The organism is Trinickia mobilis (assembly GCF_017315705.1).
Classification (GTDB): Bacteria; Pseudomonadota; Gammaproteobacteria; order Burkholderiales; family Burkholderiaceae; genus Trinickia_A; species Trinickia_A mobilis.
The window spans coordinates 30,914-44,513 of record NZ_JAFLRF010000003.1; the positions used below are offsets into that span (position 1 = coordinate 30,914).

14 protein-coding genes are annotated in these 13,600 nt (G+C 63.6%); 13 read left to right on the forward strand and 1 reads right to left on the reverse strand.

The annotated features are described in order from the left end of the window. Positions 1-7 precede the first annotated feature (7 nt). The 11 genes from sauS to J3489_RS38535 all read left to right on the forward strand — a co-directional run bounded on the left by sauS (position 8) and on the right by J3489_RS38535 (position 9,551). Positions 8-1,429: an acylating sulfoacetaldehyde dehydrogenase gene (sauS, locus tag J3489_RS05160; protein WP_309491339.1), complete on the forward strand. Its 1,422-nt coding sequence runs from the start codon at positions 8-10 to the stop codon at positions 1,427-1,429. Positions 1,430-1,599: 170 nt separating this feature from the next. Beyond that, a complete protein-coding gene (locus J3489_RS05165; protein WP_206996643.1) occupies positions 1,600-2,358 on the forward strand; it encodes an SDR family NAD(P)-dependent oxidoreductase in 759 nt (252 codons plus the stop codon). A gap of 189 nt (positions 2,359-2,547) precedes the next feature. Beyond that, on the forward strand, positions 2,548-3,870 hold the full coding sequence (locus J3489_RS05170; protein WP_206996644.1) for an MFS transporter: 1,323 nt from the start codon (positions 2,548-2,550) through the stop codon (positions 3,868-3,870). 83 nt (positions 3,871-3,953) lie between these two features. Further along, positions 3,954-4,124 (forward strand): DUF6538 domain-containing protein, encoded by a 171-nt coding sequence (locus tag J3489_RS38745; RefSeq protein ID WP_374193429.1) that lies wholly within the window; start codon positions 3,954-3,956, stop codon positions 4,122-4,124. A gap of 251 nt (positions 4,125-4,375) precedes the next feature. After that, positions 4,376-5,218: a dioxygenase family protein gene (locus J3489_RS05175; RefSeq protein WP_206996938.1), complete on the forward strand. Its 843-nt coding sequence runs from the start codon at positions 4,376-4,378 to the stop codon at positions 5,216-5,218. A gap of 14 nt (positions 5,219-5,232) precedes the next feature. Then, positions 5,233-5,982: an SDR family NAD(P)-dependent oxidoreductase gene (locus J3489_RS05180; protein ID WP_206996645.1), complete on the forward strand. Its 750-nt coding sequence runs from the start codon at positions 5,233-5,235 to the stop codon at positions 5,980-5,982. A gap of 17 nt (positions 5,983-5,999) precedes the next feature. Next, entirely contained in the window at positions 6,000-6,878 is an 879-nt protein-coding gene (locus tag J3489_RS05185) for a beta-keto acid cleavage family enzyme (protein WP_206996646.1), read from the forward strand. After that, positions 6,875-7,408: a gamma carbonic anhydrase family protein gene (locus J3489_RS05190; RefSeq protein ID WP_206996647.1), complete on the forward strand. Its 534-nt coding sequence runs from the start codon at positions 6,875-6,877 to the stop codon at positions 7,406-7,408. The genes J3489_RS05185 and J3489_RS05190 overlap by 4 nt, the downstream gene beginning before the upstream one ends. Before the next feature lie 13 nt (positions 7,409-7,421). Next, positions 7,422-8,399 (forward strand): quinone oxidoreductase family protein, encoded by a 978-nt coding sequence (locus J3489_RS05195; protein ID WP_206996648.1) that lies wholly within the window; start codon positions 7,422-7,424, stop codon positions 8,397-8,399. Further along, positions 8,396-8,746: a cupin domain-containing protein gene (locus J3489_RS05200; protein ID WP_206996649.1), complete on the forward strand. Its 351-nt coding sequence runs from the start codon at positions 8,396-8,398 to the stop codon at positions 8,744-8,746. The genes J3489_RS05195 and J3489_RS05200 overlap by 4 nt, the downstream gene beginning before the upstream one ends. 43 nt (positions 8,747-8,789) lie before the next feature. Then, positions 8,790-9,551, forward strand: coding sequence for a helix-turn-helix domain-containing protein (locus J3489_RS38535; RefSeq protein WP_206996650.1), 762 nt, complete (start codon positions 8,790-8,792; stop codon positions 9,549-9,551). Between the two features lie 19 nt (positions 9,552-9,570). On the opposite strand, the gene J3489_RS05210 is transcribed toward J3489_RS38535, so the two are convergent. After that, a complete protein-coding gene (locus J3489_RS05210) occupies positions 9,571-10,647 on the reverse strand; it encodes a LacI family DNA-binding transcriptional regulator (protein ID WP_206996651.1) in 1,077 nt (358 codons plus the stop codon). A 347-nt stretch (positions 10,648-10,994) separates the two neighbouring features. On the opposite strand from J3489_RS05210, the gene J3489_RS05215 reads away from it, so the two are divergent. Together J3489_RS05215 and J3489_RS05220 are read left to right on the forward strand one after the other, a co-directional pair. Then, the gene (locus tag J3489_RS05215) at positions 10,995-11,993 is read left to right on the forward strand and encodes a sugar ABC transporter substrate-binding protein (RefSeq protein ID WP_206996652.1); all 999 of its coding nucleotides are present in this window, start codon (positions 10,995-10,997) and stop codon (positions 11,991-11,993) included. A 95-nt stretch (positions 11,994-12,088) separates the two neighbouring features. Beyond that, a complete protein-coding gene (locus tag J3489_RS05220) occupies positions 12,089-13,600 on the forward strand; it encodes a sugar ABC transporter ATP-binding protein (RefSeq protein WP_206996653.1) in 1,512 nt (503 codons plus the stop codon).

Genomic DNA, 13,600 nt, shown 5'->3' on the forward strand with positions numbered 1-13,600 from the left:
GGGCATTGTGGCTACATCACAAACTGAGCAATCGTCGCAGGACTATGGCGTGGGTGAACTGATCGCGCGCTCGCGCGCTGCGCAGCGTATCTACGAGCGCTATTCACAGGGGCAGGTCGACGAGGTCGTGACCGCAGCGGGGTGGGCGATCGTCGATCCGTTGCATAACCAGGCACTTGCCGAACAGGCGGTGAGGGATACCGGCCTTGGCAACGTCCCCGACAAGTTCATCAAGAACCGCCGCAAGACCATGGGCCTGCTGAGGGATCTTCGCGATGCGAAGAGCGTCGGTGTCATCGCGGTCTATCCGGACAAAGGGATCGTCGAAATCGCGCGGCCGGTCGGCGTGGTGGCCGCCGTCACGCCGTCGACCAATCCGGCGGCTACCCCGGCAAACAAGATCATCAACGCGTTGAAAGGGCGCAACGCCATTATCGTGTCGCCGTCCCCGAAGGGCCACAGCACTAGCTCGCTGCTTCTCGAGTACATCCATGCCGAGCTCGACCGCGTCGGCGCGCCGCGCGATCTCGTGACCCAACTGCCCGCGCCGGTCTCGAAGTTGGCTACAGCCGAACTGATGCGCTGCGCTGACCTCGTCGTCGTCACCGGATCGCAAAACAACGTTCGCGCAGCGTATTCGAGCGGGACGCCCGCAATCGGCGTGGGCGCCGGCAACGTCGCCACGGTGGTCGACGAGACTGCGGATCTGGCCGACGCGGCACTGAAGATCAGGCTGTCGAAGACCTTCGACAACGCGACCAGTTGCTCGTCGGAGAACAGTGCAGTGATCGTTGACGGCGTGTATGACGCGCTGCTGGGCCAGTTAAAGCTCCAAGGCTGCGTGATGCTCTCCCCGGCACAGAAGGAACGCTTGAAAGACGCGATGTGGCCGGATGGCAAACTCTCGACTCAGGTGACCGCGAGATCTGCACGTGAAATCGCGGCGATCGCCGGGCTCGAAGGGCGGGAGTTCGAAGCGTGCTCGTGCCTTCTTGTCGAAGAAACCGGCGTGGGCGACGCATTTCCCTTTTCGGGCGAAAAACTGTCACCCGTGCTCGCGCTGTATCGAGCGCGCGACTTCGACGATGCGATGGAACGCGTGCGCGAACTTTACCAGTATCAGGGCGCGGGCCACTCTATCGGCATTCACACCGCCGACGACGCGAGACCGCATCGTCTGGGCCTCGATATGCCTGTATCCCGGGTGATCGTCAATCAGGCCCATTGCTTTGCCACGGGCGGCAGTTTTGACAACGGCTTGCCATTTTCGTTATCGATGGGATGCGGCACGTGGGGAAGGAACAGCATTTCCGACAACCTGAATTACCGCCATTATTTAAACATCACGCGCATCTCGCGAGTCATCCCGGCTGTTGAGCCGACGGAAGAGGAGTTGTTCGGCGGATATCGGCGAAAGTACGGGGCTTAGTCAGAGTCCTATTCACTAATTTATTTCACTCAGAGAAATCGTCTATTCCATCATTGCACTCGCATTCAGACCGTGCAATGATGAATCTATGGAGACATCAAATTTCATCGACCGGCGCACCGGCACTGCCGCAAGCGCGTAACGCAAGCAACTACGGCGCTGAGGCAACCATGGATTCGATCGATATCAGACTCGACGGACGCGTCGTCTTGGTGACGGGTGCCGCGAGTGGCATCGGCCTTGGTATCGCGCGGCATTGCATCGCACAAGGCGCAGTGGTCTATCTGACCGACGTCGAGGAGGTCGCCCTGGCGCGCAATGCCGGCGCGCTCGGTGCGAATGCCTGCGCAAGACGCATGGACGTGTGCGACGCCGGCGAGGTGGAACGTGTTGTTACCGAGATCATCGATACGCGTGGCGGCATCGACGTACTCGTCAACAACGCTGGCGTAGTGGCTCAGGGATCTTACGCGGAAACCTTGGAGCCGGCTTGGCAGAAGCTGCTCGCCGTCAATCTCACAGGGGTCTATCACTGCGTGCAGGCCGTTGCCGGCAGCATGCGGCAACGCCAACGCGGCGTCATTATCAATCTTGCCTCGGTGTCGGCGATGCGCGGCGGCGGTTCGATCGGTAACGTCTGGTACGGCGCCACGAAGGCGGCAGTGGTCTCCATCACTAAGGGCCTGGCGCGCGAACTCGGAGCGGACGGGGTGCGCGTCAACGCGATCGCGCCTGGCGTGATCGAAACTGAGATGGTAAAAACCGCATTGACACCCGAGGTGCGGCAACGCGTGTTGACGCGCTTCCCGCTGCAACGACTCGCGACCGTCGAAGACGTCGCTCGAGCCACCGTTTTTCTAGCCTCCGACGCGGCGTCGTTCATCACCGGCCAGACTCTCGCCGTCGATGGCGGATTTCTGACGAGTTGATCGATGCCGGTCGAACCCGGCTTAGAATTTCGGAGTGCTGACGACGGCTGTCGCCCCATTGCCTTTAACGCGTGAGATTCCACTGTTGGCTCGGATGCACACGTTCGACGAGAAAAGCGTTGTCGAGCGAATCATGCTCGGCGCGACGGTCGACGACGAGATGGATGGAACTTCCCAGGAGGAGGCATCATGGAGATTGATAGCAACAGGATGTTACGACGCGTAGCGCTGGCGAGCGTGATCGGTACGACGATCGAGTGGTATGACTTTTTCCTGTACGGCGTGGTCGCGGGCATTGTCTTGAATAAGCTGTATTTTCCGAACAGTGATCCACTGGTTTCCACGTTGCTCGCCTACACCACTTTTCTTGTGGGGTTTGTTGCGCGCCCGTTAGGCGGCGTCATTTTCGGGCATTTCGGCGATCGTGTCGGCCGCAAGAGCATGCTGGTGGTCTCCTTACTGATCATGGGTATCGCTACCATGGCGATCGGACTGGTGCCCACGTTCGCGCAGATCGGCATCTGGGCGCCGCTGCTATTGCTCTTGTTGCGCGTGTTGCAAGGTCTCGGCCTAGGTGGCGAATGGGGCGGCTCGGTACTGATGGCCTTCGAATACGCCCCGCCGGAGCGCCGCGGATTCTATGCGAGCCTGCCTCAGATGGGAGTCTCGATAGGCTTGTGCCTCGCTTCCGGTCTCATCGCGTTGATGTCCGACACCTTAACTGAAGCCCAGTTCTTCGCCTGGGGCTGGCGGCTCGCATTCGGTGCTTCGGTGGTACTGGTCACGATCGGCTTATGGATTCGCTTGACGCTGATGGAAACACCCGAGTTCCAGGCTGTGAAAGCGCGCGGCGAGCAGGCCAAGATTCCCTTCATGGAAATGATGCGCACTGCTGCGCAGCGGGTGGGGCTCGGTCTCGGCATTCGCTTTATCGAAGGCGTGTTCTTCAATATGTTTGCCGTATTCGCGATTACATACTTGACCGCGCAACTGAAATTGACGCGTGCCGAGGCGCTCATCGGCGTGATGACCGCTGCCGTGGTCATGTGCTTTTTCATTCCGGTGTTCGGTCATCTGTCCGATCGCTTCGGCCGAACGCGTACCTTCTTCTGGGGTACTGTGATCTGCGCCTGTTCGATCTATCCGAGTTTCTGGCTGATGTCCCACCAGACCAGTCACCTGCTCGTGGTATGGGCCGCTATCGTCATCCCGTTCGGTATCTTTTACGCGATGATCTATGGTCCCGAGGCGGCGCTCTTCGCGGAATTGTTCGAACCGCAGATTCGCTACACGGGGATTTCATTTGTCTATCAGTTTTCCGGCATCTTCGCGAGCGGACTCACGCCGATCATCGCCATCGCGCTGTTGCGGGCGAACGGCGGTCAGCCGTGGCTGGTCTGCGCCTATGTGGTGTTCGCCGCGCTGGTTTCGGCCTTCTGTGTGTCGCGGTCCGGCGGCCGCAGCGCTACGACCTATGGGCCGTCGCCACAGGCGCCGGCACAACTACGTTGACAACCGCCATAACGAAGCCGGCGAGCATCACGGCGGCCAACTTCGCATAACCGGCACATGGGTGGCAATGCCTCTGCAAGTCCCTGTATCCCAGCGCATTCCATCGGTGCCTCTACTACTTCCGCCGCAAAATTCCGTTTGATTTGATTGCCCATTACGACGGCAAGAAAGAGGTCATGCGGTCCCTCCGCACGTCCGATGAGCGCTTGCCGGATCGTCCGGACATTGATTGCGAGGCTGTGCCTCAAGAGTGAAATGGCCCGCAGCAATCAGGCGGGTCACGACCGCAATTGGCGATGCAAACGGTTGCTAGCCCTGGCCTTGGGACGGCATTGTGCGCTGTACGGAGATTAGGGTTAACGCTCTATTTCTCGACACGTAATGACGCGTATATTCAGTGCGTTTATGCAAACGGTTGCATAGGAGCTGAATCGTGTCCCAATTGACCATTCCAAAAGGCCTTATCGACGACGTGGCGTCCGTCACCGAGGTCGTCAAGGCCGCCATGTCCGGCACGCGTGATTCGAGGCTGAAGGAAATCGTCGACGCGCTCGTCGATCACGGCCATGCGTTCCTGAATCAGGTACGGCTGACGGACGAAGAGTTCGAAAAGGGCCTGGCATTCCTGAAAGACGTCGGGCAGGCATGTAACGAAAAACACAATGAAGTCGTCCTGCTCGCCGATGCGCTGGGCTTCTCGACGCTGGTAGCGTTGCTGAACAACTCGGACGCGAGCGACCGGACCCCGGCCGCGCTACTCGGCCCGTTCTACCGCGCTGGTTCGCCGACCTACGAGAGCGGCCAGTGCATCGCGTGCGAAGGCTCGCCCGGTTCGCCGCTGTTCGTTCGCGGCCGCGTGCTCGACAAACAAGGCCGCCCGGTCCCCAACGCTAAGGTCGACGTGTGGCAAGCGTCGCCGGTCGGCTTGTACGAGAACCAAGATGCAAGTCAGCCCGAGATGAACCTGCGGGGCCATTTCCATACGGCCGCAAGCGGCACGTTCAGCTTCAGGAGTGTTCGCCCCTCGGGCTATCCGGTGCCGACCGACGGCCCCGTCGGTACGCTGCTCGCGCTGCAGCAACGCCACCCATACCGGCCGGCGCACCTGCATTTCGCGATCTTCGCCGAAGGCTACGCGACGCTCGTGTCCCAGGTGTTTGCAGACGATTCGGAGCACCTCGAATCCGATGTCGTATTCGGCGTGAACCGCCGTCTCGTCGGTGTGTTCGAGCGTCATGAGAACGGTTCGGGGCCGCACGCGGACGTCGGTGAGGCGTACTACACGCTCGATTTCGACTTCATCCTGGCCGAGGGGACGCCGACGTATCCCACGCCGCCCATTCAGTAGAGAGGAGCATACCGGTGTCCAGTACGCTGCAAGGAAAGGTAGCCGTCATTCTCGGCGGCACAGGAGGGATCGGCGCCGCAACCGCGAGGCGTCTTGCCCAAGCGGGCGCGCGCGTGGTGGTCGTCGGCCAGCGTGACGAGACGAAGGCGCGGCAGATAGCGGATGCCGTGCCCGGCTCGGGGCACGGCTCGGCAGTCGCGTCGATCACGGAGAGCCGCAGCCTGAACGCGCTCGCTGAGCAGGTCCGCGCGCAATACGGACGCGCGGACATTCTCGTGAACGCGTCGGGTTTTACCCAAGCCGTCAGGCACGCCGATCTGGATGCGCTGACCGACGAGCTGATCGACGAGATCATGAAGGTCAACTGGCGCGGCCAGTTCGCAGCCGTCCGCGCATTTCGCGCGTTGCTGGACGAGTCGGGCGATGGCCTTGTCGTCAACGTGTCGTCCATCGCGGGCGCTACCGGCTCCGGCAGCAACATCGCGTACTGCGCGGCCAAGGCCGGACTGGACGTGATGACGGCCTCGCTCGGCCGCGCGCTCGCGCCGCGCATCCGCGTGTTGAACGTGTCGCCCGGGGTCGTCGACACGGCGTTCGTGCCAGGGCGCGGCGCTGATTTCAACGACAAGGCGGCGGCGGCGACGCCGCTCGGCCGAATCGGAACGCCTGACGACGTGGCGGCCGCGATCGAAGCGTGCGCCACCCACCTGACGTTCAGCACCGGCGTGACGATCGTCGTCGACGGCGGCCGGCGCTTGATCTGATTCCCCCGGAGACCTGCATGCATACCCGCAAGACCATCATTACCTGTGCGGTAACGGGCAACATCACGCGCCCCGAGCAGCATCCCGGCTTGCCGGTCACGCCTGGGCAGATCGCGACCGCATCGCTAGAAGCCGCGCAGGCGGGCGCCGCGGCTGTCCACATTCACGTGCGCGACCCGGAGACCGGCCGGCCCTCGATGGACATCCGGCTGTACCGCGAAGTCATCGAACGCATCCGCGCCGTCGACGACGCGCTGATCATCAATCTCACCACGGGCCCCGGCGGGCGCTTCATACCGAGCGAGAACGACCCGAAGGTCGCGGCGCCGGGCACCACGCTCTTGCCGCCGGAAAAGCGCGTCGAACACATTCTCGAGCTCAGGCCGGACATCTGCAGCCTGGATCTGAACACGATGAATTCCGGAGGCGACGTCGTCATCAATACGCCGAAGAACGTGACGCGCATGGCGAACGTCATTCGCGAGGCGGGCGTCAAGCCGGAGCTCGAGATCTTCGATTCCGGCGACATGCACCTGGCGCGTGACCTGATCCAATCGGGTGTGCTCCACGGACCGGGCCTCTGGACGATCGTGATGGGCGTCAAATACGGATTCGCGGCCACGCCTGAGACCCTGCTTTATGCGCGCGACCTGCTGCCTGCGGGCTCGGTCTGGTCTGCATTCGGCACCGGCCGCTTCGAGTTTCCGATCGTCGCGCAGGCGTGGCTCGCGGGCGGTCACGTTCGGGTCGGCCTGGAAGACAACATTTACATCGAGAAGGGCGTGCTTGCCGAAAGCAATGCCGCGCTCGTCGCGCGTGCGCGCGAGATTGTCGGCCTGCTCGGCGGCGAGGTGGCCAGCAGCCGCGAAGCGCGCGGCATGCTGGGGCTGGCATGAAGGAGGGCGCACCCGATATTCGCACGCCGGTCGTCGATCCGAGCGCCTATGTTGCACGCGGCGCGGTGCTGATCGGCGACGTGACGATCGGCCGCGCCGCATCGGTCTGGTTCAACTGCGTGCTGCGCGGGGATGTACAACGCATCGTGGTCGGCTGCCGAACGAACATTCAGGACGGCACGGTGATCCACGGCACGACCGGCGGCTCGCCGGTGATCATCGGGGACGACGTCACGGTGGGGCACGGCGCGATCCTGCATGCGTGCACCGTGGAGGATGCAGGCTTCGTGGGTTTCGGCGCGCGGGTGCTCGACGGCGCTGTTATCCGGTCTGGCGGCATGCTCGCCGCCGGCGCCGTACTGACGTCCCGCAAAATCGTCGGCGCCGGCGAGCTGTGGGCCGGCAATCCGGCGAGACTGCTACGTACGCTGGCTCACGAGGAACGCGAGGGGTTGGCGGCGTCCGCCGCCAGATACGTGGCATTGGCTGAACGTTACAAGGCAGCGAATCCTGCCTACGTCGTCATTTAGGAGACCTAGTAGAATGAAAAACGTCCGTATTCTGGAAAGAAGCATCGACATCGATTCGCTGGCGTTGCACATCGATACGCAATCCGTTCCACGGGTCGGGGCTACGGAGTGTCTCGTCGAGATCGAGAGTGCGGGGGTGAACCCGAGCGACGTGAAGGCGGCGCTCGGACTCATGCCGCATGCGGTGTGGCCGCGCACCCCCGGCCGTGATTACGCCGGCCGCGTGATCGACGGCCCCTCGCATCTGCTCGGTATGCACGTATGGGGCAGCGGCGGCGAGCTGGGCATCCGGCGCGACGGCACGCATGCGCGCTACCTCGCCGTGCCCACCCACAGCGTGCGCGAGAAGCCGGCCAATCTCACGATGGACGAAGCGGGTGCCGTCGGGGTGCCGTTCATCACGGCTTTCGAAGGGCTGCGGCGCGCCGGCCGCGTGAAGCAGGGTGACGTGGTGCTGGTGCTCGGTGCCAACGGCAAGGTCGGTCAAGCCGCGATCCAGCTCGCGACGATGGCGGGCGCGAAAGTGCTGGGCGTAGCGCGCGGCGAGCAGCGCTACATCGGCCATGCCAGCGGCGACGTAGCAATGATCGACGCGTCATCGGTCAACTTCGATGAAGTCGTGCTCGACGTAACCGGCGGTCACGGGGCGGACTTCGTTTTCAATACGGTGGGCAGTCCTTATTTCGAGCGCGCCAACAAGGCCATGGCGGTTCGCGGCACGCAGATTTTCATCTCGACGATCGAGCGACCGGTGCCGTTCGATATCTTCGCCTTCTATCGCGGGCAGCACACGTACGTCGGCGTCGATACGCTCGCACTCGACGCCAAGGACGGCGCGCTGATTTTCGACGTGCTGATGCCGCATTTCGAGCAAGGCACGCTCAAGCCGTTTCCGATCGATGGCGATTTCGTGTTTGATCTCGCCGATGCCACGTTGGCTTATCAGGCGGTGTATCGCGGCGCGGCCAACCGGGTGCTGCTCAAGCCATGAACGTGACCCGCTTCGACGAGGCCCCCGAGTACTTTCCCGCGAATCACGTTCTGATGCGCTGCGTCCGGCTGCAGGGGCACGAGGCCGGGCCGGCCGAATCGTTGTGGCTCGGCGTGTCCACGCTGGAACCGGGCGGATACACGACGATGGACGCGTCTTCCGTTGAAAAGCACTACGTGGTGCTCGCGGGCGAGGTCTGCGTATCGACCGACGAGGGGGAGGTCGCAATGCGGACCTTCGATTCGTGCCGGCTCGCGCCAGGTGAGCGCCGTGCATTGCGTAACCGTTCCGATCGGCCTGCGCGACTGCTGCTTGCGATGCCTTTCGCGCGGCCGGCTTCGCGTTGAGCGAGCGCATGCGGCGCGACGGCGATTCGCGAAGGCTTCGCGCGTGAGCGATCGCGCCTGCCACGTGGCGGACGTGCAACTCGGGCCATCTGAACGGCGCGATTTCCCGCGTGACGCCAGCGGACGGTTTGTGTATGTCGGGCGAGGCGGGATCTGGGTCGCCAGCGCACGCCGCGCATACTGCCTGACGCGAGGCAGCGGCATCTGGTTGCCGCCTGCGGCTGCGTATCGCGTCTACGCGGCCTATGAGGCGCAATGGTGCGAGTTGCGGGTTGCGCCCGCGTTGAGCGCCGGATTCGTTCGCCCAGGGCGAGTCGAGCGTTGTTCGAGCGTGCTGGCGTCGCTCCTGTCCGCAACTGGACGGCAGGCGCTCGCGCGCTCCCCGCAGGCGGCCGTCGCGTTGCTGTTCGACGAACTGCGCGCCGCAGGAAACGGGGCGTGGGGGCTCGCCGTCGACATGCCGTCGCCACGTAGCCGTGTCGCGAATCTGTGCGATGCATTGATCCTGAATCCGCGCCGGGACATGCGTCTCGACGAGGTGGCCGGTCAAGCGGGAGTCAGCATCCGCACCCTGCATCGGATCTTCGTCGGCGAGCTCGGCACGAGCGCGGGGCGATGGCGCAGACATGCGCAGATCGGCGCCGGCATGTGTGCGCTGGCCCTCGACTTTCCCGTCGCGGACATCGCTCGCGGTCTAGGGTTCACGGCGAGCGCGTTTTCAACGTTCTTCAAGGCGCAGGTCGGCTATGCCCCGCGTGAATGGTTGGCGCGGCGTCGCGCGCCGGCGCATCAGGACCCGGCATGACCGCCGCGAAGGCGGCGGCTCAGCGCGCCAAGGCGGCTGAGCGCGAACGCGAGGTGGCTTGGCGCGGCGCGGCTGTCGATCCGCGAACCATGAGTTCGGGTGCAAGCGTGATGCGCAGCGGCGCGGCGCCCGGCGTCGAAATCATGCCGAGCAGCAGGCGCGCCGCCTGCCGGCCCATCTCGTGATGCTGAATCCGCAGCGTCGTCAGCGGGGGATGCAGCATGTCGACAAGCGGCATGTCGTTGTGGCCGATCAGCGAGATGTCCGTGGGGCACGCGATCCGCTGCGCGGCAAACACGTCGTAGCAGCCGAGCGCGATGAGGTCGTTGGCAGCCACGATCGCGGTGACGTTGCGGTGGGCCTTGAGCAACTGCTCGCATGCTACCCGGCCGGCCTCGCGCGTGAATTCCGCGGCCTCGAATACGACGGTGGAGCTCAGGCCGTGCTGCTGCGTCGCGATCTGGAAACCCTGAAGCCGGGACAGGCCGGTGGCGAGCCGCTCCGGCCCGGACAAATGCGCAATGCACGTGTGCCCGAGCTTGACCAGATGCTCGACCGCAAGCCTCATGGACAGGAAGTCGTCGTTGACGACTTCCGGAACCTGCCCGCCGTCCTCGCCGCGATTCACGAGCACCACGGGTACGCCGTCGCGCATGCAGCGGCGTACCAGCGGGTCGTGCCGTGACGCCGTCGCGAGAACCAGTCCGTCCACCTGGCGTTCGAGCATCTGTTCGAGCATGCGCTCCTGCTCCTTGGGCTTGCCGACGACATTGGCGATCAGCACGCCGTAGCCTTCCGCCGCCAACGCTTGCGAGATGCCGCAGACGATCGGCGGAAATACCGGGTTTTCGATGTCGGGCAGGCAAACACCGATCACTTTTGACTGGCCGCCGCGCAGCGCGGAGGCGAGCCGGTTCTGGCGGTAGCCGAGGGACTTTGCCGCCGCAAGCACTCTGCGCACCACCTCGTCGCCGATCAGGTGGCGCGTGGCCGGATTCAGGACTCTCGACACGGTGGAAGCGTTGACGGAGGCTGCAGCGGCGACTTCGCGAATGGTCACGCGGCCGGTGCCGCGCGTGTCTGGTGTATTGGCCATGGAACCCGTTGGTCGATTTTGGGCCGATTGTATAGATGCAAAGGGTTGCCTTCAATGTCGCAGTAAAAACCCTCACGTTTTCAGGCACTAAAACGCTTTGACATTGGGCAGTGCGTCGGTACCATATGCACACGTTTGCATGAAACTGAAGCAACCCACCGCTTGATGTGCGTCACGACTGCAAAACACCCGCTGCTGGGATGATGTCGGCACGATAAATCGACTTGTGGGTATTGATGCAAACGGTCGCATGGAAGCATCCAAAAGTGCCGGTGCCGCGACGCTGGCGAGGCCACTTTCGCGTCGCGGCGCCGGCAATGTGCAGGTTTACGTGGAGGGAGACGAACTTGAAAGTAGAACGGATGCCAGCAGGCAAGGGGTCCCGGGGGCGCATCGCCATCGCATGTGCCGTCGCGCTTGGCGTGACTCATGCATCGAGCGCATTCGCGGCAGGCGAGAATCTTGCCGCTTTCTACAAGAACCAGGTCGATCCGCATTTCGCGCTGGTGCACGCCGGCGTGGATGCCGAGGCCAAGCTTCTTGGCGTGTCGGTGACCCATTACGCGCCGACGCGGCCCAACGACCTCGGGGAGCAATTGAGCGAGCTCGAGGATGTGAGCGTAAAGAAACCGGGCGCGGTGCTGTTCATGGGGGTGAACCCGCGCGGCGTGGTGCCCGAGATTGAGAAGCTGAACACCATCGGCATTCCTGTCGTCAACTACAACGACCGGGTCGCGGGCGGCACGTTCGCGTCGGTGGTCGTGGCGGACGACTTCAATCTCGGCCTCGAGATCGCGCGATACCTGTTCACGAACATGGGGGGCAAGGGGAATGTCGTCATCCTCGAGGGCGTGAAGGGCTCGACCACGAGTGACGAACGCGTGCGGGGCTTCCGCAAGGCGCTCGAGGAATTCCCGAACATCCGTCTGCTTGCCTCGCAGCCGGCGAATTATCAACGCTTGCAGGCCCTTCAGGTGACGGAGAACCTGATCCAGGCGAACCCGAAGATCGACGGCGTGCTCGCTGCGGCGGACGTGATGGCGATGGGTGCAATCGAGGCGCTGGAGGCAGCCGGCCAGAAGCAGGCGAAGGTGGTCGGCATCGGCGGCGTGCCGGAGTCGGTCAAGGCGATCAAGGACGGCCGCCTGCTCGCTACCGCCGAATTCAACGGCTTCAAGATGGGCTGCATCGCGACGATGGCGGCGGTCCGAACGCTTCGCAAGGAATCCGTTCCGAAGACCATCCTGTTGAAGGGCATCGTCATCGACAAGACCAACTACGCGCCGTTCGAAGTGCCCGGCGACCAGCGGCAATGCCCGGCATGGGATGAAGTGGCCAGCAATTGACGCGACGGCGGGCCACGCGGGGCGCATTCAGGTGCGGCGCCTCAAGGCGCCTCGCGCGCCGTGGTCGCCGCCCCGTCAGCACCCCGGAGGCGAACATGGAAACCACGACTTCGACCGAGCGCGTGCCGCGACTCGAGTTACGCAAGATCTGCAAGAGCTTCCCCGGCGTTCGCGCGCTGACCGATGTCGATCTGCGACTGTATCCCGGCGAAGTCCACATGCTCCTCGGCGAAAACGGTGCGGGGAAATCGTCGCTGATGAAGGTGCTGTTCGGCGCCTATCGAGCCGACTCCGGCGCGTTCTTCTTCGACGGAGAGCCGATCTCGATCGACTCGCCGGCTGACGCGAAACGGTTGGGCATCGCGGTGATATTTCAGGAGTTCTCACTAGTGCCGCATCTGTCGATCGCGCAGAACATCTATCTCGGGCGCGAACCGCGCAACCGTCTTGGCCTCGTCGACCATCGCAGGATGCACGCCGACGCCTCGGCACTGCTCCGCGAACTGGGGCTCGCGTACGACACGCATGCCCACGTGGCGAAGCTCGGCGTCGCGCAGCAGCAGATGGTCGAGATCGCGAAGGCACTTTCGCACGACGCGCGCGTGCTCGTCATGGACGAGCCGACCGCGGCCATTTCGGACCGCGAGGCCGATGCGCTGTTTGCCGTCGTTCACAGGTTGCGCGATGCCGGCGTGGCGATCGTCTATATCTCGCATCGGATGAAGGAAGTCTTCGATCTAGGCGATCGCGTGACGGTGTTGCGCGACGGACGCCTCGTGAAATCGATGCCGGCTGCCGAGACGGCAGCCGAGGAACTGATCGCGCTGATGGTCGGCCGTCAGGTAGGAACCGTGTATCGGCGGCGTTATTTCGGCACGCCCGGCGAAGTCGCGCTCGACGTGCGGCGGCTGACGACCGCGACCGGTGTGAAGGGCGTCGATCTTCAGGTCAGATGCGGCGAAATCGTCGGCCTGTCCGGGCTCGTCGGTGCGGGGCGCACGGAAGTGGCCCGCGCGGTGTTCGGCGCCGATCCGATTCAGGGCGGCCGCATCGAGATCTTCGGCGAACCGGTGACGGGCGGACCTCACAAGGTGACGGCGCGGGGCGTGGGCCTGATTCCTGAAAACCGCAAGCAGGAAGGGCTGGCGCTGAACCGCTCGGTCCACGAGAACCTGCTCGCGTCGAGCCTGTGGCGGCTTTTTCCAAGAGGCTGGTATCGCGCGGAGCGGGCGCGACGCGCAACGCAGGAGCTGATCGAGACACTGCGGATCGCGCCGGGCGATCCGGCAAAGCGCGCGCGGTTCCTGAGCGGCGGCAATCAGCAAAAGATCGTGATCGGCAAATGGCTCAGCGCCCGCTGCCGCCTCTTCATCTTCGACGAACCGACGCGCGGCATCGACATCGGCGCGAAGACGGAAATCTTCAACTTGATCGAGCGGCTGGTCGAAGAGGGTGCGGCGGTGCTGTTGATCAGTTCCGAACTCACGGAAATCGTGCACGTCTGCGATCGCGCGTACGTGATGCGCGAGGGCGCCATCTCGGGCGAATTGCCGCGCGATCGGTTGAGCGAGCAGAACATTCTTGGTCTGGCCATGCATGGAGGGTAA